At 70.8% G+C, this 17,475-nt stretch carries 19 protein-coding genes; 6 read left to right on the top strand and 13 right to left on the bottom strand.

The window, feature by feature from the left end:
• Window positions 1-26: 26 nt before the first annotated feature.
• From KBC94_RS04255 to KBC94_RS04240, 4 genes are all read right to left on the bottom strand, one after another.
• Window positions 27-1,076: an ABC transporter substrate-binding protein gene (locus KBC94_RS04255; protein ID WP_294366623.1), complete on the bottom strand. Its 1,050-nt coding sequence runs from the start codon at window positions 1,074-1,076 to the stop codon at window positions 27-29.
• 12 nt (window positions 1,077-1,088) lie between these two features.
• Window positions 1,089-1,931: an isochorismatase family cysteine hydrolase gene (locus KBC94_RS04250; protein WP_294366621.1), complete on the bottom strand. Its 843-nt coding sequence runs from the start codon at window positions 1,929-1,931 to the stop codon at window positions 1,089-1,091.
• A 97-nt stretch (window positions 1,932-2,028) separates the two neighbouring features.
• On the bottom strand, window positions 2,029-2,811 hold the full coding sequence (locus KBC94_RS04245) for a transporter substrate-binding domain-containing protein (protein ID WP_294366619.1): 783 nt from the start codon (window positions 2,809-2,811) through the stop codon (window positions 2,029-2,031).
• 11 nt (window positions 2,812-2,822) lie between these two features.
• Window positions 2,823-3,590: an alpha/beta hydrolase gene (locus KBC94_RS04240; protein WP_294366617.1), complete on the bottom strand. Its 768-nt coding sequence runs from the start codon at window positions 3,588-3,590 to the stop codon at window positions 2,823-2,825.
• Between the two features lie 106 nt (window positions 3,591-3,696).
• Between KBC94_RS04240 and KBC94_RS04235 the strand changes: the two genes are divergently transcribed.
• Both KBC94_RS04235 and KBC94_RS04230 read left to right on the top strand, forming a co-directional pair.
• Entirely contained in the window at window positions 3,697-4,596 is a 900-nt protein-coding gene (locus KBC94_RS04235) for a helix-turn-helix domain-containing protein (RefSeq protein WP_294366615.1), read from the top strand.
• On the top strand, window positions 4,593-5,501 hold the full coding sequence (locus KBC94_RS04230; RefSeq protein ID WP_294366612.1) for a LysR family transcriptional regulator: 909 nt from the start codon (window positions 4,593-4,595) through the stop codon (window positions 5,499-5,501). Before KBC94_RS04235 ends, KBC94_RS04230 begins: the two co-directional genes overlap by 4 nt.
• A gap of 79 nt (window positions 5,502-5,580) precedes the next feature.
• Here KBC94_RS04230 and KBC94_RS04225 read toward each other — a convergent pair whose 3' ends face one another.
• Window positions 5,581-6,363: an SDR family oxidoreductase gene (locus KBC94_RS04225; protein ID WP_294366610.1), complete on the bottom strand. Its 783-nt coding sequence runs from the start codon at window positions 6,361-6,363 to the stop codon at window positions 5,581-5,583.
• Window positions 6,360-6,686: a nuclear transport factor 2 family protein gene (locus KBC94_RS04220; RefSeq protein WP_294366608.1), complete on the bottom strand. Its 327-nt coding sequence runs from the start codon at window positions 6,684-6,686 to the stop codon at window positions 6,360-6,362. The genes KBC94_RS04225 and KBC94_RS04220 overlap by 4 nt, the downstream gene beginning before the upstream one ends.
• Before the next feature lie 101 nt (window positions 6,687-6,787).
• Between KBC94_RS04220 and KBC94_RS04215 the strand changes: the two genes are divergently transcribed.
• Window positions 6,788-7,699 carry a LysR family transcriptional regulator gene (locus tag KBC94_RS04215; RefSeq protein WP_294366606.1) on the top strand — a complete coding sequence of 304 codons (912 nt, stop codon included), beginning with the start codon at window positions 6,788-6,790 and terminating at the stop codon, window positions 7,697-7,699.
• Window positions 7,700-7,720: 21 nt separating this feature from the next.
• Here KBC94_RS04215 and KBC94_RS04210 read toward each other — a convergent pair whose 3' ends face one another.
• From KBC94_RS04210 to KBC94_RS04200, 3 genes are all read right to left on the bottom strand, one after another.
• On the bottom strand, window positions 7,721-8,251 hold the full coding sequence (locus tag KBC94_RS04210) for a hypothetical protein (RefSeq protein ID WP_294366604.1): 531 nt from the start codon (window positions 8,249-8,251) through the stop codon (window positions 7,721-7,723).
• A 20-nt stretch (window positions 8,252-8,271) separates the two neighbouring features.
• On the bottom strand, window positions 8,272-9,426 hold the full coding sequence (locus tag KBC94_RS04205; protein ID WP_294366602.1) for a zinc-dependent alcohol dehydrogenase: 1,155 nt from the start codon (window positions 9,424-9,426) through the stop codon (window positions 8,272-8,274).
• Window positions 9,427-9,568: 142 nt separating this feature from the next.
• Window positions 9,569-10,516 carry a helix-turn-helix domain-containing protein gene (locus KBC94_RS04200; RefSeq protein ID WP_294366600.1) on the bottom strand — a complete coding sequence of 316 codons (948 nt, stop codon included), beginning with the start codon at window positions 10,514-10,516 and terminating at the stop codon, window positions 9,569-9,571.
• A gap of 115 nt (window positions 10,517-10,631) precedes the next feature.
• Here KBC94_RS04200 and KBC94_RS04195 point away from each other — a divergent pair, with 115 nt between their 5' ends.
• Genes KBC94_RS04195 through KBC94_RS04185 form a run of 3 tightly spaced genes read left to right on the top strand, consistent with a single transcriptional unit; the run spans window position 10,632 to window position 13,646 of the window.
• Window positions 10,632-11,432: an SDR family oxidoreductase gene (locus KBC94_RS04195; protein WP_294366599.1), complete on the top strand. Its 801-nt coding sequence runs from the start codon at window positions 10,632-10,634 to the stop codon at window positions 11,430-11,432.
• 35 nt (window positions 11,433-11,467) lie between these two features.
• The gene (locus KBC94_RS04190) at window positions 11,468-12,472 is read left to right on the top strand and encodes an aldo/keto reductase (protein WP_294366780.1); all 1,005 of its coding nucleotides are present in this window, start codon (window positions 11,468-11,470) and stop codon (window positions 12,470-12,472) included.
• Between the two features lie 40 nt (window positions 12,473-12,512).
• Window positions 12,513-13,646 carry a thiolase family protein gene (locus KBC94_RS04185; protein WP_294366598.1) on the top strand — a complete coding sequence of 378 codons (1,134 nt, stop codon included), beginning with the start codon at window positions 12,513-12,515 and terminating at the stop codon, window positions 13,644-13,646.
• 87 nt (window positions 13,647-13,733) lie between these two features.
• Here KBC94_RS04185 and KBC94_RS04180 read toward each other — a convergent pair whose 3' ends face one another.
• Genes KBC94_RS04180 through KBC94_RS04165 form a run of 4 tightly spaced genes read right to left on the bottom strand, consistent with a single transcriptional unit; the run spans window position 13,734 to window position 17,471 of the window.
• Window positions 13,734-14,468 (bottom strand): GntR family transcriptional regulator, encoded by a 735-nt coding sequence (locus KBC94_RS04180; protein ID WP_294366596.1) that lies wholly within the window; start codon window positions 14,466-14,468, stop codon window positions 13,734-13,736.
• An 18-nt stretch (window positions 14,469-14,486) separates the two neighbouring features.
• On the bottom strand, window positions 14,487-15,167 hold the full coding sequence (locus KBC94_RS04175) for an isochorismatase family cysteine hydrolase (RefSeq protein ID WP_294366594.1): 681 nt from the start codon (window positions 15,165-15,167) through the stop codon (window positions 14,487-14,489).
• Between the two features lie 16 nt (window positions 15,168-15,183).
• A complete protein-coding gene (locus KBC94_RS04170) occupies window positions 15,184-16,752 on the bottom strand; it encodes an ABC transporter ATP-binding protein (RefSeq protein ID WP_294366592.1) in 1,569 nt (522 codons plus the stop codon).
• Window positions 16,749-17,471, bottom strand: coding sequence for an isochorismatase family cysteine hydrolase (locus KBC94_RS04165; RefSeq protein WP_294366590.1), 723 nt, complete (start codon window positions 17,469-17,471; stop codon window positions 16,749-16,751). Before KBC94_RS04165 ends, KBC94_RS04170 begins: the two co-directional genes overlap by 4 nt.
• Window positions 17,472-17,475 lie beyond the last annotated feature (4 nt).

The following is a 17,475-nucleotide window of genomic DNA, read 5'->3' as shown; positions in this document are numbered from 1 at the left end:
TCTTCAGAGGGGCTTGTCGGTGGTGTTCAGGGCGCGACGGTGCTGGACGGGCGCTCAGCGCGCGCCGGCAGGAAGCGGCGGTCGAAGACCTCGCCCACCTCGGGCTGGCGCGGCAGCTGGTTGGCCTCGGCCACGATGCCGATGGCCTTCTTCAGCCGCTCGTCGTCCACGTCGCCCAGGCCGATGCGGGCGATCTCGGGGTGGCTCATGTCGTTCTTCAGCGTGGCCAGGAGCTTCTCTTTCTCGACCTCGCGCTTGAGCAGCGGCTCGCGCTTCATCACCGCGTCGATGCCGGCCTCGGGATTGGCGAGCACCTCCTTGATGGCGCGGTTGAGGGCCTTGACGAAGCCGGCCACGGCCTGGGGCTTGTCCTGCACGAAGCTGCGCGAGAAGAAGACGGTGTTGGCATAGAGGTCCATGCCGTGGTCGCCGTAGCGGATGAAGCGCAGGTCCTTGGCCGGATCCAGCCCCATGCCGCGGGCGCTGAAGCTCACGGTGGTGACATAGCCGAAGGCGCCGTCGATCTGGCCACGCACCAGCATCTGCTCGCGCAGGTTGGGCGCCATGTTGGAGATGGTGACCTTGGCGGCGTCGATCTTGGCCAGCTTGGCGAAGGCCGGGAAGAGCTTGAGCGCGCCGTCGTTGGCCGGGCCGCCGATGGTCTTGCCTTCCAGGTCCTTGGGCGTCCTGATGGGGCTGTCGCTGCGCACCACCACGGCGAAGGGCGGCGTGTTGTAGAGCATGTAAACGCCCACGGGCGCATCGGCCGGCCGCTTGGCCGCCAGGTCGATCAGCGCATTCATGTCGCCGAAGCCGGCCTGGTAGGTGCCGGCGGCGACCTTCGGGATCGAGGCGGCCGAGCCCTCGCCCTGGTCGATGCTGACGTCCAGCCCTTCCTGCTTGAAGTAGCCGCGGTCCTGCGCCAGGAAGAACCAGGCCTGCGGGCCTTCGTACTTCCAGTTGAGCACCAGCTTGATCGGCGTCTGTGCGGCGGCGGGCAGCGCGGCCAGGGCCAGGGCGGCGGCGCCGATGAGCGGCCGTGTCCAGCGTGCGAGAAGGGAGAGGGGCGAGGTCATGGCAGGGGTTCCTCAGGCAGGGTTGGAAGGAAGGTCGTGAAGGTCGGCCAGGGCAGCACCCAGGTTGGCCGCGGTCGCTGTGAAGCCGTGCAGCAGGCGCATGAGGTAGAGCACGCCGTCGGTCACGTAGTCGGGTGACGAAGTGCTGCAGGCGTCCTCCAGCAGCACGCAGTCGTAGCCGAGGAAGGCCGCGTCCTGCAGGGTGGAGAACACGCAGCGGTCGGTGTTGATACCGGCGAACAGGAGCGTGCTGATACCGGCGTTGCGCAGCACGCTGTCGAGCTCGCTGTCCCAGAAACCCGAGAGCCGGTGCTTGTGCACCAGGATGTCGCCAGGCTCGGCCGCGAGTTCGTCGACCAGCGCCGCGCCCCAGCTGCCCTGCACCAGGGATGGGCCGTGGTCGATGGGTGAGCGCTCGCCATAGCCCACGCCCTCGGCCGTGCGCTTGCCCTTGAACTGCACCGTGGGGCCGAGGTTGCGTCGGTCGGCACGGATGCCCCAGTTGCACCAGACGAGCGGGCTGCCCGCGCGGCGCCAGGCGGGCAGCAGCGCCTGCAGCACCGGGATGGGCCGGCGCGCGGCCTGCACGTCCAGGCCCTTCTGGCCGAACCAGCCCTCGGGGTGGCAGAAGTCGTTCTGCATGTCGACCACCACCAGCGCGGTGCGGGCGAGGTCGATCACGAGCGCTTCGGGCTGTGCCGGCAGGGCCAGGGGCCGCGGCGCCGGCGGCGTGCGGACCAGGCTCAGCGTGCCGTCCTGCAGCTGCCAGCGGTTGGCGGCCGCGGGGCCGAAGCCGGGGGCGTCACCGGTGGCCGTGTCCAACTTGGTGCCGGGAGTGCGTTCATCGCTGTGCATGCGCCAGAAGCACGCATCGCCCGTGCCACCAGCGCTCACTTTCCGGCGCTTTATCGCGGTAGCGCCGTTGCCGTTCTGGCAACGGCGCCACCACGCCTCAGAGATTGGCCGGCAGCGGCTGCTTGAGCCAGCGCGTGGCCATGCCGCCGAGCCGGCCGTTGCCCTTGATCTCGGCAATGGCGGCGTTGATCCGCTCGAGCAGCCGCTGCTCGCCCTTGGTGACCGCCGCGCACACGGGCGAGTTCATCAGCAGGAACTTCTGCTCCGGCTTGCGCGGCGGGTTCTTCTCCATGATGGCCGCAGCCACGATGTTGCCGACCGACATGAGGTCGCTCTGCCCGCTCAGGAAGGAACTGATCGTGTTGCTGTGGTCCTCGTAACGCTGGATCGCGGCCTCGGGCGGTGCCATCTTCGTGAGCAGCTGGTCTTCGAGCGTGCCGCGCGTCACGGCGATCTTCTTGCCCGCCAGGTCGGCCACGCCGGTGGCGGTCTGGTCGACCGGGCCGAACACGCCGATGTAGTACGGTGCGTAGGGCTGGGTGAAGTCCACCACCTTGGCGCGCTCCTCGTTGCGGCCGATGTTGAGCAGCAGGTCGGCCTTGCGCGTGGCCATGGTCGGGATCTTGGACTGCGCCGTCACCCGCACCAGCTCGGCCCGGACGCCCAGCGCGGCCGCCATCAGGTTGGCGAACTCCACGTCGTAGCCCTGCGGGTTCATGCTGGCATCGACCGAACCGAAGGGCGGATAGTCCAGCGTGATGGCCACGCGCAGCACGCCGGCCTTCTGCACGTCGTCGAGCGTGTCGGCCAGCGCTGCCGGCAACGCGAGGAGGGAAGCGCCGGCCGCCACGGCCAGGGCGAGGAGGGAGCGTCGGATCATGATGGAAGTCCTCAGTGGGTTTCGGTCAGGAAAGCATGCAGGGCGGCGTCGAAGGCCTCGGGCGTCTCGACCATCGGCGTGTGCCCGCTGTCGGGCATGTGCGCAAGGCGGCTGTTCGGGATGCCAGCCAGCAGCGTGTTCGCGTGGTCGATCGTGCGGCCCGCGTCGTGTGCGCCGAACACCACCAGCGTGGGTGCGGTGATCTTCGGCAGCAGCGGCCGGCAGTCGGTGTCGAGCAGGCTCTGCTGCACGTCGATCATGGCCGCCAGCGGTGCCGTCTGGGCACGCGCCACGTAGTCCTCGAAGAAGTCCCCGGGCAGCTCGCGGAACCAGTTGGCGCTGATCTCTTGCAGGTTGGCATGGCCGTTGTCGCGCAGATCCTGCAGCAGCACCCGGCCCAGCGTGTGGTTGGTCATGACCGCGCCGGTGCACACCAGCACCACACCGCCGTAGCGCTGGGGGTCGTTCGACGCGGCGATCTGGCTCACCACGCCGCCCATCGAATGGCCTCCGATCACGGGCTTCTCGAGATCGAGCGCGTCGACGAAACCGCGCACGCGCCGGGCCAGCGACTGCACGCTGTAGCCGTCGGGCGGCGCGGCCGAGCGCAGGAAGTTGTCGATGGCGTAGCCGCGCCAGCCGGGCGGCAGCGACTGCAGCGTGCGCTCCCACAGTTCGCTGGAGCTGCCGAAGCCGCCGTGCAGCAAGACGACGGCGCGCTCGCCGCTGCCGGCTTCGATGTAGTGGACGGGTACCCCGTCGACGGAAATGGTGGGCATGTTCGTTGCGTGATGTGTTGCGATGGCCGGGCCAGCGTAGGCCGGCCCGCCCGGTGTCACAACGTGCAATTTCGCGAACTGATTCATTAACGAGACGGCAGCCGCCATGACCACCCCCCACCACTACGCCCACATCGGGGAGCGCCTGCGCAGCCGGCGCCAGAACGCGCGCCTGAGCACCGAGCAGGTGGCACGCGCGGCGGGCATCTCGCGCGCGCTCCTCTACCGCTACGAGTCGGGCGAGGTGGTCAAGCTCGAGGTGCTGGAGAAGCTGGCCCGGCTGTACGAAACCTCAACCGGTGCCTTGCTCGGCCTGGGCAACGAGTACATCACCCACGGCATGCTGTTCTTCGACCGCCAGCAGCGGCTCGAAGCCGAGGCCACGCAGATGACCGTGGTGTTCGGCCCGCAGGCCTACATGCTGAGTTCCGACGCCTACGACACCGCGCTGGCCGAGCGCCTGGTCGACCGGCGCGATGACCAGACCGCCCTGAGCCCGGCCGAGGCCGACCGCCTGATGCACCTGCTGGCCAAGCGCAAGACGACCTTCGCGCGCAACAGGCCGGCGCTCGTCAACATCGTGCCGGTGGGCGACATCGAGCGCTACCTGACGCACGGCCTGGGCGGCCACCCGCTGCTGCCGGCGGCCGAACGCGCTGCCCGGCGGCTCGCAGCACGGCGCGAGATGGAGCGACTGGCCGGCCTCATCGCCTCGCCGCCGATGGGCGTACAGGTCGTGCTGACCACCCAGCCGCTGCCGACCTCGGGCTTCCAGCTGCTTCAGTTGCCGCATGGGCGCCGCGTGCTGGTGACGAGCCCCTTCCGCATCGTGGAGCCGACGAACCTGCACTACGGCGTGGCGATGATCAGCGAGGACCAGGAAGCCCTGCGCCTGCACGAGACGCTCGCCGCGCGCCTGTGGGACACCGCCCTGAAGGGGGCGGACGCGACGGCGGAACTGGCGCGACTGCTGCACGCGCACGCCGACACCACAATGGCCGCATGAACCACCTTCGCCTGCTGCGCTACGTCGACGAGGTGGCGCGCATCGGCTCCATCCGTCAGGCCGCGGAGCGGCTGCATGTGGCGCCCTCGGCCGTCAACCGCCGCATCCAGGACATCGAGGAGGAGCTGGGCACGCCTCTTTTCGAGCGGCTGCCGCGCGGCATGCGGCTGACGGCCGCGGGCGAGCTGTTCGTGCGCTACATCCGCGACCGCGGCGCCGAGCTGGAGCGCGTGCGCTCCGAGATCGAGGAACTGCAGGGCCTGCGCCGCGGCCGCGTGCGGCTGGTGGCCAGCCAGGCCCTGGCGCCGCGCTTCCTGCCCGCGGCCATCGCGGCCTTCCGCGAGACGCATCCGCTGGTGGCCTTCGACGCGCGCATCGGCGACCACGTGCACGCCGCCGAGGCCCTGCGCAGCCTGGACACCGACCTGGCCCTGGTCTTCAACCTGCCGGCTGAGGCCGACATCCAGCGGCTGGACGTGGCCGGCCAGCGGCTGATGGCCATGATGCATGCCGAGCATCCGCTGGCCGGCCGCAGCGCCCTGCGGCTGCGCGACTGCGCCGACTATCCGGTGGTGCTGCCCAACCGCGACATCGGCGGGCGCCAGCTGCTGGAGCGCTTCCTCGCGCGCAGCTCCACCCGCTTCCAGCCCATGGTGGAGAGCAACAGCTTCGAGTTCCTGCGGGGCTGCCTGGCCGACCGCCGGTCCATCACCTTCCAGATGGCAGTGGGCACCGAGCTCGGCGACCCCGAGCTGGTGGCCCGCGCCATCGAGGACCGGGCCTTTCCGCAGGGCGAGCTGGTGCTGGGCTGCCTGCGCGGGCGCCAGCTGCCGGTGATCGCCTATGCCTTTGCCGAATTCCTGCGCGGGCGGCTCGCGGAGCTGGACAAGGCCGGCCCGGGCTGAGCCGGGTCTTGCCGCGCATCGGCCGCGGCGCGGACCGAACGCGCGGGTTCGCCGTCGCCCAGTCCGCTGCGGCGGTTGGCTACACGGTGGGGACGGTGCCGCCGTCGATCCGGTACTCGGCCCCGGCGATGGAGGCGGATCGCGGGGAGGCAAGGAACGCGATCAGATCGGCGACCTCGCGCGGCCTGGCGGGCCGGCCCACGGGAATTCCGCCCAGCCAATCCATGACGATCTTCCTGCCGCCGGCGTAGTCCGTTCCGGCCTGGTCAGCCATGCGCTGGGCAAAGGCCACGGAAGCCTCGGTCTCGATCCAGCCCGGCGCCACGCTCAGCACGCGAACACCCTTGGGCGTCACCTCCCTCGCCAGGGACTTGCTGTAGGTGGCGAGGGCCCCCTTGGCCGCGGCGTAGGCGGTCGTGGATTCGTGCAGGGGCAGCACGCGCTGGATGGAACCGACATGGATGATGACGCCCGACCCTTTCGCCAGCATCGACGGCAGCAGTGCGCGATCCAGACGCACGGCCGGCATCAGGTTCAGGTTCAACTCGGCGAACCAATGCTCGTCGGTGATCGCGGCGAAGCCGCCGATGGGTGTCTTCGAGCCGCCCAGCACATTGACCAGGATGTCGACGCCACCCCATTGCTGCAAGACCGCCTGTGCAAGCTGGCCGGCACCTTGCGCCGTCGACAGGTCGGCCAACACATAGCTGACGCCCTCCACGCGCTGCGCGGGCGCGGTGCGCGCGGATGTCACCACCCGGGCGCCAGCCTCCACGAGGGCTTCAACCACGGCAGCGCCGAGGCCCAGCGTGCCCCCGGTCACCACGGCCCGCAGGCCATCGAGCTGAAGATCGAAGCTCATGCCGTGATCTCCAGCGATGCGATCAGGCCGCGTTCGAGGCGAAAGCGGTACGACAGAACGATCGGGCTGCCGGGGAAGTTGCCGCTGACGTTGGCGCGAACGAGCTGAAAGCCCTCCTCCCGCTCGATGGCGAAGGGCACGCTGGTCGCGCCGTACTTGGCCGATGCCTCGGCCATGAAGGCCGTGATGGCGTCGATGCCCGTGTAGGTATGACCGTCGTCCTTCATGACGGCCTGCGGCGTGAAGCAACGCGCCAGGGCTTCGGGGTTGTGCTCGGCCGCGAAGTACGCAGCGATGGGTTCGGGAAGGGTCAAGGTGTTCATGCGCTCGGCTCCATGGGTCGGTGAAGGCCTGAGGATGCGCGCCGGAGACAATGAAGTGAATGCGCTTGAATCTGGATGGGCTGTGTAGAAAGGAATACACAATGCGGGGATCCGACTTTGCCGAGCTGAAGGCCTTCGTGGCCGTTGTCGAGCGCCAGAGCTTCGCCCGCGCGGCAGAGCATCTGGGTCTGTCGCCCTCGGCACTCAGCCAGACCATCCGCCAGCTCGAGGCCCGCATCGGGGCACGGCTGCTGAATCGCACGACGCGAAGCGTCGCGCCAACGGCGAGTGGCGAACTGCTCTACAAGCGCATCGCGCCCCTGTTCCGGGAGATGGCTGCGGCGGTCGCCGAGGCCAGCGAGGCGACAGGGCAGATGAAGGGCACGCTTCGCATCAACACGCTTGGGATCGCCGCGAGGACCGTCATTGCGCCCCGCCTCTCACGCTTCCATCGGGTACACCCCGACGTGGTTCTGGACATCGTGGTCGACGACGCCCTGGCGGACATCGTCGCCGGCCGCTTCGACGCGGGCATCCGCGTGGGCGGGCGGCTGGAGAAGGACATGGTGGCCGTGCGCCTCACGCCCGACCTGGACATGGTCGCCGTGGCTTCACCGGACTACCTCGCGCGCCGGGGAACACCCCGGTCCCCGGCCGAACTGCATGACCACGCCTGCATCAACTGGCGCCTCCAGATGGATGGCAGGCACTATCGCTGGGAGTTCAGGAAGCGAGGGCAGCGGCTGGACGTGGCGGTGGACGGCCCCGTCGTCACCAACCACGCCGACATCGGCGTCGCCGCTGCGCTGAACGGGCTCGGCATTGCCTATCACTTCGACAAGGATGGCGTGGGCGAGCTCGTGGCGCAGGGGCGGCTGGTTCAGGTGCTCGCGGACTGGTCGATCTCGCGTCCGGGGCTGTTCCTCTACTACCCGAACAGGCAGCATCGACCCGCCCTGCTGGGTTCATTCATCGACTGCCTGCTGGATCGAAAGCCCTTCGACCGGCTCTAGATTCCGGCAGGAATCGCGCGCTCAGCGCAGGCGCCTCCCGCTGCGCCGACGGCCTGCCAGCAGGCCCAGCACCACCACGGTGCCAGCCGTCCATGCCAGCTTGCGAATTAGACGCGGCCGGTCATGCTTCCAGGCGGCGCCCAGGCCCATCTCGGCCACCAGGTTGGGCACGTGGCCACGGCGAAGGTCGTCGATCACGCCCTCGACCATGTCGGTGCGATCGGCCAGCAGCAGGATCAGCCAGTGCCGCAGGTCGTTCTCGCTGAAACGGAAGGCGACGCGGCGCAGGCTGCCGCTGGCGCCCTGCGGCGGCAGGGTGGTGCCGAAGATGGGCGTGAGCGTGCTGTCGCGCTCGGTGGAGCACAGCACCTCGACGGTCTGGGGCTGCTGGGCCGGCTGCGTCCAGTGCACGCCCTCCAGTCGGGGCGGCGTGCGCTCCATGGGCACGGCGGGGCGGCTATTGCGGTCGCGGTCCACGCCCCAGGCGGGGATGTGGGCATGGCGCGCCGATGCGGTGGACGCGTCATTCGTGGGGGTGTCGGTGTCTGCCATGGGAGCCTCCGTGTGTGCGTTCAGGCGCGCGCCGAAGGCGGCAGCAGTACGACCTTGATGCACTGGTCCAGCTTGCTGCTGAACAGGTGGTAGCCCTCGGCCACCTCCTCCAGCGGCAGGCGGTGGGTGATGATGTCGCTGGGCCGGATGCGTCCGGCCTGCACATGCTCGATGAGCTTGGGCAGGTGGCGCTTGACCGAGGCCTGGTTCATGCGCAGCGTCAGGCCCTTGTTGACCGCATTGCCGATGGGCAAGGCGTTGAAGGTGGGCCCGTACACGCCCACGATCGACACATGCCCACCCTTGCGCACCGAGTTGATGGCCCAGTGCAGCACCGTCGCCGCACCGCCCTGCAGCTTGAGCTTCACCCCGGTCAGCGTCTGGGCGAAGCTGCCGGCGGCCTCGGCGCCCACGCAGTCGATGCACACGTCGGCACCCAGGCCGTCGGTCATCTTCTTGATGTGGATGGCCATGTCGCCCACCGACTTGAAGTCCACCGTCTCGCAGTGCGCGAACTCGCGCGCGAAGGCCAGGCGGTATTCCACATGGTCCACCACGATCACCCGGCCGGCGCCCATGAACCAGGCCGAGCGTGCGGCGAACAGGCCCACAGGGCCGGCGCCGAAGACGACCACCGTGTCGCCCTCGCGGATGCTGCCCATCTCGGCCGCCTGGTAGCCGGTGGGAAAGACGTCGGTCAGCAGCACGGCGTCGTCCTCGTCCAGGCCCTCCGGCAGTACCGTGGGGCCGATGTCGGCCATGGGCACGCGCACGTATTCCGCCTGGCCACCGGCATAGCCGCCGGTGGTGTGCGAGTAGCCGTAGATGCCGCCCACCGCCGTCGCCTCGGGGTTGACGTTGTGGCAGTTGCTGAACAGCTCGCGGCTGCAGAAGAAGCAGGTGCCGCAAAAGATGTTGAAGGGCACGAGCACCCGATCGCCGGGTTTGAGGCGCTGCACGTCGGGCCCCACACGTTCGACCACGCCAGTGAACTCGTGGCCGAAGGTCGTGCCCACGCGCGTGTCGGGCACCAGCCCGTGGTAGAGGTGCAGGTCCGAGCCGCAGATGCAGCTGCGGGTGACGCGCACGATGGCGTCGCCCGGGTGCTCGATCTCGGGCTCGGCGAGTTCGTCGATGCGCACCCGGTAGGGGCCGCGGTAGTTCATGGCAAGCATGGGGTCGGGGTCCTTCGCGTGGGGGAAAGGTCGACACCCATGGTTGCGGGGCCCGGGGCGGGCCTTGTAGGAAGCCGGCGAGGCGCCGGTAGGCGGCCGCACTCGCCGCACGCCGGGCGCGAAGCCGGGCCCGCGTGGCTGCTCAGTCGGTGCCGCGCGCCGCGCGCCGCACCACCTGCGGTGGCACGCCGAAGCCGCGCAGGAACACCTCGCGCAGATGGCGCGCGTCGCGAAAGCCCGTCTCGCGCGCCACCACCTCCAGCGGATGGCGGCTGCGTTCCACCATCAGCCGCGCCGACTCCAGCCGCAACTGCTCCACCGCCTTGGCGGGCGACTGTCCCGTCTCCGCCGCGAAAACGCGGCTGAACTGCCGCGGGCTGAGGTGCGCCACTTCGGCCAGTTGCTCGACGCCCAGGGGCGCGGCCAGGTGCGCACGGGCGTATTCCAGCGCCTGCTGGATGCGGTCGGACTTGGGGGCCAGGCGCAGCAGCTCCGAGTGCTGCGACTGCCCGCCAGAGCGCCGCTGCGGCATCACCAGGCCGCGGGCCACGCTGGCGGCGGCATCGCTGCCCAGGTCCTTCTCGACCAGGCCCAGCGCCAGGTCCAGCTCGGCCGTCATGCCGGCCGAGGTCCAGAAGGCCCCGTCGGTGATGAAGATGCGGTCGGGCTCCACCTGGATCGAGGGATGGCGCTGCTGCAGTGCATCGGTCCAGGCCCAGTGGGTGGTGGCGCGGCGCTGGTCCAGCAGGCCGGCGTCGGCCAGCAGGAAGGCGCCGGTGCACAGGCCGGCCGTGCGGCGCGCGCGGCCGGCGGCGCGCCCGAGCGCCCGCACCAGTGCGGGCGCCGCACCCGCATCCACCGGATCGCGCGTGCCGGCCACCAGCCAGGTGTCGACGGCGGTGCGGGAGGACAGCGGCCGGCTCAGCACCCGCGTGCCGGCGGACGTCAGCACCTCGCCGCCGGCCAGCGAATAGTTCTCGACGCTGTAGACCCGCTCGCGGGCGGCCAGGTTGGCGAACTCGAACACGGCCTGGGTGGCCAGGGCCATGACCTGGAAGCCTTCGGGCAGCAGGTAGCCGATGCGCAGCATGGTGTCTTTTCGTCGATGTCTTGAATCATGACTATATACGTCATTTGAGACATTGACTGCCGGCCGCATCATTCGTCCATGCCGCCACGTCCGGCGGCCTGCAAGGACTCCCACCATGACCTCCATCGCTTCCGGCACCGCCCTCGTCACGGGCGCCTCCTCCGGCATCGGCGCGCTGTACGCCGACCGCCTGGCCCGCCGCGGCCACGACCTGATCCTCGTCGCCCGCGACCGCGAGCGGCTCAACGCACTGGCACGCGACATCACCAGCCGCACCGGCCGCAATGTCGAGGTGCTGGCCGCCGACCTGACCGACGCGGCCTCGCTGGCCACCGTGGAAGCCAAGCTGCGCCAGGACGCCAGCATCCGCCTGCTGGTCAACAACGCCGGCATCGGCACCCACACCCCGCTGCTGGACAGCGACGTGGAGGCCATGACGCGCATGGTGGCGCTCAACGTCACCGCGCCGATGCGCCTGGCCTACGCGGCGGTGCCCGGCTTCGTGGCCCGCGGGGGCGGCACTGTTGTCAACATCGCCTCCATCGTGGCGGTGGCGCCCGAGATCCTCAACGGCGTGTACGGCGGCACCAAGGCCTTCGTGCTGGCCTTCAGCCAGTCGCTGCAGCATGAGCTGGCGGCCAAGGGCGTGCGGGTGCAGGCCGTGCTGCCCGGGGCCACGGCCACCGAGTTCTGGGCCACCGGCGGCCTGCCGGTCGAGAACCTGGACGCCCGCATCGTCATGCGCGCCGAGGACATGGTCGACGCGGCCCTGGTCGGCCTGGACCGCGGCGAGACGGTCACCCTGCCCTCGCTGCATGCCGCAGAGGCCTGGGAGGCCTACGAGGCCGCCCGCCGCGCCATGGGCCCGCACCTCTCGCGCAACACGCCGGCGCCGCGCTACCTCGCGCCGCACTGAAGGCCACGACCCGACACCGGAGACCCACCATGCAGATGCAGCAACTCCCCTTCGGCCGCACCGGACTGCGGCTCTCCCGGCTGGCCCTGGGCACGGCCAACTTCGGCCAGCGCTGGGGCCACGGCGCGGACGCGGACCAGAGTGCCGCGCTCCTCGACGCCTATGCCGAGGCCGGCGGCAACGTCATCGACACGGCCGACGTCTACCAGTTCGGCCAGTCCGAGGAGATCCTGGGCGAGCTGCTGGCCGGTCGCCGCGACGAGTTCTTCCTGGCCACCAAGTTCAGCAACGGCGCATCGACGAAGGCCGGCCCGCTGGTCACCGGCAACAGCCGGCGCGCCATGGTGGCCTCGGTGGAGGCCAGCCTGCGCCGGCTGAAGACCGACCGCATCGACCTGTACTGGGTGCACCACCCCGACGGTGTCACGCCGTCGGAGGAGATCGTGCGCGGCCTGGACGACCTGGCGCGCGCCGGCAAGATCGTCTACGCCGGCCTGTCCAACTTTCCCGCCTGGCGCGTGGGCCGCGCCGTGACGCTGGCCGAGCTGAGCGGCGCCGTGCCCATCGCCGCGCTGCAGTTCGAATACAGCCTGGTGCACCGCGCGCCCGAGGCCGACCTGCTGCCCGCCGCGCAGGCGCTGGGCCTGGCCGCCGTCACCTGGTCGCCGCTGGGCGGCGGCATGCTCACCGGCAAGTACCGCCAGGGCGAACGGGGACGGGCCGAGGCGCTGGGCGGCAAGGTGTTCCAGGCCGAGAACTCCGCGGAGCGCACTGCCCTGCTCGATGCCGTGCTGGCCGTGGCCGCCGAGTTGGGGGCCACGCCCGACCAGGTCGCCATCGCCTGGCTGCTGACCCGGGACGTGCAGCCGCTGCTGGGGCCGCGCACGCTGGGCCAGCTGCAGTCCAACCTGGGCGCGCTGCAGATCGCGCTCTCGGCCGAGCAGCGCAGCCGGCTCGACGCCGCCAGCGCGCCGCGCACCGCCGCATCCGCCCCCGCGGCGGCAGCGGCCTTCACGCCTTCCGCCACGCCGGTGGCCTGAACGCCGGCGCGCCCCCAAAACCGACAAGCCAGGAGATCTCATGAAAGCCGTCATCGCCGCCTATGCGCGCTCGCCCTTCCACTTCGCCCGCAAGGGCCGCCTGGCCGAGGTGCGGCCGGACACGCTGGCCGCCACCGTGGTCCAGGGCCTGCTGCAGCGCACCGGCCTGGACCCGGCGCTGCTGGAGGACGTGATCCTCGGCTGTGCCTATCCCGAGGCCGCGCAGGGCAACAACCTCGCACGCATCGTCGGCCTGCTGGCCGGCCTGCCGCACGAGGTCGGCGGCATGACGGTCAACCGCTTCTGCGGCTCGTCGATGCAGGCGGTGCACATCGCCGCCGCGCAGATCGAGGCCGGCATCGGCGACGCCTACCTGTGCGTGGGGGTGGAGTCGATGACGATGGTGCCGCAGGGCGGCTTCAACTTCTCGGCCCATCCCGGTCTGCTGGCGGACACCGATGCCTACCTCTCCATGGGCGAGACGGCCGAGAACGTGGCCGAGCGCTGGGCCGTGAGCCGCGCCGACCAGGAGGCGCTGGCCGTGCAGTCGCACCGCAAGGCCGCCGAGGCGCGCGAGACCGGCCGGCTGACGCAGGAGATCGTGCCCATCGCACTGCCCGACGGCAGCACGGTCGACAGCGATGGCTGCATCCGCCCCGCCACCTCGGCCGAGGCGCTGGCCGCGCTCAAGCCGGCCTTCCGGCCCGATGGTGTGGTGACGGCGGGCACCTCCTCGCCGCTCACCGACGGTGCCGCGGCGGTGCTGGTCGCGCGCGACGACTTCGCCGAGCGCCACGGCCTGGCCGCGCTCGCGCGCATCCGCAGCTTCGCCACCGTGGGCGTGGACCCTGCCGTGATGGGCATCGGCCCGATCCCCGCCACGCGCAAGGCGCTTGCCCGCGCGGGCCTGTCGGTGGCCGACCTGGATGTGGTGGAGATCAACGAGGCCTTCTCGTCCCAGGCCCTGGCCTGCATCCGCGATCTGGGACTGGACATGGGGACGGTCAACCTCGACGGCGGCGGCCTGGCCATCGGCCATCCGCTGGGCGCGACCGGCGCGCGCATCACCGGCAAGGCGGCATCGCTGCTGGCGCGCGAGGGTGGCCGCTATGCGCTGGCCACGCAGTGCATCGGCGGCGGGCAGGGCATTGCGACCGTGCTGGAACGCGTCTGAAAAATGGCTTCGCGCTTTCCATGGGCGCCCGGCGACGCCTGGCGCCCGATGGCGTAGCGGCGACGGCCGCAGCGACGGCCGCGGCGCTCAGCCGCCCTGCTGTCGCGCCAGGTACACCTGGTGCAGCGTGATCTTGCGCACCTCGGCCTGGCTGGTCTCGATGTGCGCGCGCAGCATCATCGCGGCCTGGTCGCCGCGGTTGGCGCGCACCGCCTTGAGGATCTTGGCGTGCTCGTCGTAGGTGGCGTCGATGCGCGGCTGCTGCGTGAAGTCGAGCCGGCGGATGATGCGGATGCGGTCGGTCACCTCGCGGTGCACGCGGGCCATCTCGGCATTGCCGGCGGCGGCCACCAGCTGGCAATGGAAGTCCTCGTCCCAGCTCGCGACCTGCGCCGCATCGCGGCTGCGCTGCTCGGCAGGCACCAGCCAGATGGCGGCCAGCGCGTCGAGCTGGGCCCGGTCCACGGCGCGGCCCGACTCGCACAGGCGGTGCACGGCGGTGGTCTCCAGCACCATGCGCAGGTCGTAGAGCTGCTCGAACTGCTGGAAGTCGAAGGGCAGCACGCGCCAGCCGGCGCGAAACAGCACCTCGACATAGCCTTCCTGCTGCAGCCGGATCAGCGCCTGGCGCACCGGCGTGCGCGAGACGCCCAGGCGATCGCAGATCTCGTTCTCGGTGAAGCGGTCGCCCGGCACCAGGCGGAAGTCGGCGATGTCGCGCTTGAGCTGGTCGTAGACCTCGTCGGCGCGCGAGCGGAAGGGAAGCTCCGCCTCGGCGGGAGCGGTTTTCTTGGAACGGGCGGGAGCAGCGGCAGGCACCATCGGATCGTAGCGGGCCCCTCAGCCCTGCGGCGACGCCGATGCCAGGGCCGCCATCAGCTGCGGCCCGGTGGCCGTCCAGCCGACGATGGCGCCCTGCGCGCGGATCATCTCCACCGCGGCGGCCTTGAACTGGGGGAAGTAGCTTTCGGTGCAGTCCTCCAGCAGCAGGCAGTCATAGCCGCGGTCGTTGGCCTCGCGCATGCTCGTCTGCACGCAGACCTCGGTGGTCACGCCGCCGAAGACGAGGTGCGTGATGCCGCGGGCCTGCAGCAGCTCGTGCAGGCCGGTGGCATAGAAGGCGCCCTTGCCGGGCTTGTCGATGACCCACTCGCCCTCGATGGGCGCGAGCGCGTCGATGATCTGGTTGCCCGGCTCGCCGGCCACCAGGATGCGGCCCATCGGGCCTTCGTCGCCGATGCGAAGCGACGGGGCGCCCCGCAGCCGCTTGGCAGGCGGGCAGTCCGACAGGTCGGGCCGGTGCGCCTCGCGCGTGTGCACCACCAGGCCGCCGGCCTGGCGCCAGGCGGCCAGCACGGCCTGCGTGGCCGGCACGATGGCCGCCAGCAGCGACACGTCGTTGCCCAGCGTCTCGCCGAAACCGCCGGGCTCGATGAAGTCGCGCTGCATGTCGATCAGCACCAGGGCCGTGCGGTCCAGGTCGAACTCGTAGGCGAAGGGGCGGGCGTCGTTCAGGCGCATGGGGTTCTCTCCTTGCTCAATGCCCGCCGCCCATGTGGGCGCCGAGGACGTGTCTGTCTGCCGTGGAGGCAGGCGTCTCGTACACGATGCGGCCTTCGCTCATCACCACGATGCGGTCCGACAGGGCCAGCAGCTCGTCCAGGTCCTCGCTCACCAGCAGCACGGCGCCGCCGCGCTCGCGCACCTGCACGATGCGGGCATGGATCTCGGCCACGGCCGCGAAGTCCAGGCCGAAGACGGGGTTGGCGGCGATCAGCACCTGGATGTCGCCGGCCAACTCCCGCGCCAGCACCGCGCGCTGCACATTGCCGCCCGACAGGCTGCCGATGGGCGCGCGCTCGCCGCGGGTCTTGATGCCGTACTCGGCGATCCACTGCCGCGCCCGCGCCCGCCAGCGGCCGAAGCGCAGCACGCCGCCGGCCGCCAGCGGGGGCTGGTCGAAGTCGCGCAGGGCCATGTTCTCCGCCACGCTCAGGCCCGCGACGCAGGCGTTGCGCAGCGGCTCTTCGGGCAGGCTGCGCACGCGCAGGCGGCGGTTGTCGCCGCGGCTGGCGCGGTAAGGCTGACCGCCCACGCGCACCCGGCCGGCACTGCGCGCGCGCTGGCCCACCAGCGCCTCGACCAGCTCGCGCTGGCCGTTGCCCGAGACACCGGCCACGCCCAGGATCTCGCCCGGGCGCACCTGCAGGCTGAGCGACTGCACGGCGGGCGTGCCGCGGTCGCCCGGCGCGGACAGCGCCTCGACCTCCAGCGCCGGCGCGGCACTGGCCACGACGGGCGTGCGCGGGGTGGCATCGCTCGCGCCCTCGCTCGCCTCGTCGGGCGTGGCGCCTGCACCCATCATGGCCTGGGCCAGGCGCGTCGGGTCGGTGTCGCGCACCGCGGCATGGTGCACCGCGCGACCGCGGCGCAGCACGGTCACGGCGTCGGCATAGGCCATCACCTCGCGGAACTTGTGGGTGATGATCAGTACGGTGCAGTGGCCGCCCTGCGCAAAGGCGCGCACGTGGCCCAGCACCTCGTCGGCCTCCTGCGGCGTGAGCACCGAGGTCGGCTCGTCCAGGATCAGCAGGCGCGGCTTGAGGTACAGCTGTTTGAGCAGCTCCAGCTTCTGCTTCTCGCCCGCGGCCAGCTGCGAAGGCCGCGCGTCCAGGTCGAGCCGGAAGGGCGTGGTCGCCAGAAAGGCCTGCAGCTCGGCGCGCTTGGCCTTCCAGTCGATCAGCGTCGGCACCTGGCCGCCGGCCAGCAGCAGGTTCTCGGCCACCGTCATGCCCGGCGCCAGCGTGAAGTGCTGGTAGACCATGCCGATGCCCAGCTGCCGCGCCACCACGGGGTTGGCAATGGCCTGCTCGCGGCCGTCGATGAGGATGCTGCCTTCCTCGGGCCGCTGGAAGCCGGCCACGCACTTGACCAGCGTGCTCTTGCCGGCGCCGTTCTCGCCCAGCAGCGCATGCACGCTGCCGGGGGCGACCTGCATGCTCACGCGGTCCATGGCGGTGAAGTCGCCGAAGCGCTTCGTGAGCTCCAGCGTGTCCAGCGCGAGCGCACCCTGGGCGCGCGGATGGGGGGTGACGGGCGCGATCATGGTGCCAGTGCCTCGATCAGCGCGGTCGACGGCGCATGCGCGCCGAACACCCCGCCCTGCATGGTGATCATCTTGAGTGCCGCCGCATGGTTGCCCGGATCGGTGGCCGCCGTGCAGTCCGACAGCAGCAGGCATTCGAAGCCGCGGTCGTTGGCGTCGCGCATGGTGGTGTGCACGCACACGTCGGTGGTGATGCCGGCCAGCACCAGGTTGCGGATGCCGCGGGTGCGCAGGATCATCTCCAGGTCGGTGGCATAGAAGGAGCCCTTGCCGGGCTTGTCGATCACCACCTCGCCCTCGATCGGCGCCAGCTCGGGAATGATCTCCCAGCCCGGCTCGCCGCGGATCAGGATGCGCCCGCAGGGCCCGTCGTCGCCGATGCCCACGCCGCCTTCTCCGATCTGGCGCGAGCGCCAGCGCTTGTTGGCCGGCAGGTCCGACAGGTCGGGCCGATGGCCTTCGCGGGTGTGGATGATGGTGTAGCCCAGCGGACGCATCACGGCCAGCAGGCGGCGGATGGGTTCGATCGGCGCCTGCGTGAGCGAGATGTCGTAGCCCATCACGTCCACGTAGCCGCCCTTGCCGCAGAAGTCGGTCTGCATGTCGATGACGATGAGCGCCGTGTTGTCGGGGCGCAGGTCGCCGTCGTAGGGCCAGCGGTAGGGTTCGGCGGCCGCGAAGCGCGGCGCGGCGGCAGCGGGGGAGGTCGTGGCGTCCATGGTG

It is taken from the genome of Pseudacidovorax sp., from assembly GCF_017991995.1.
Classification (GTDB): domain Bacteria; phylum Pseudomonadota; class Gammaproteobacteria; order Burkholderiales; family Burkholderiaceae_C; genus Xenophilus.
The sequence above is the reverse complement of the archived record's forward strand: the minus strand, read 5'-3'. Positions and strand labels throughout refer to the sequence as shown.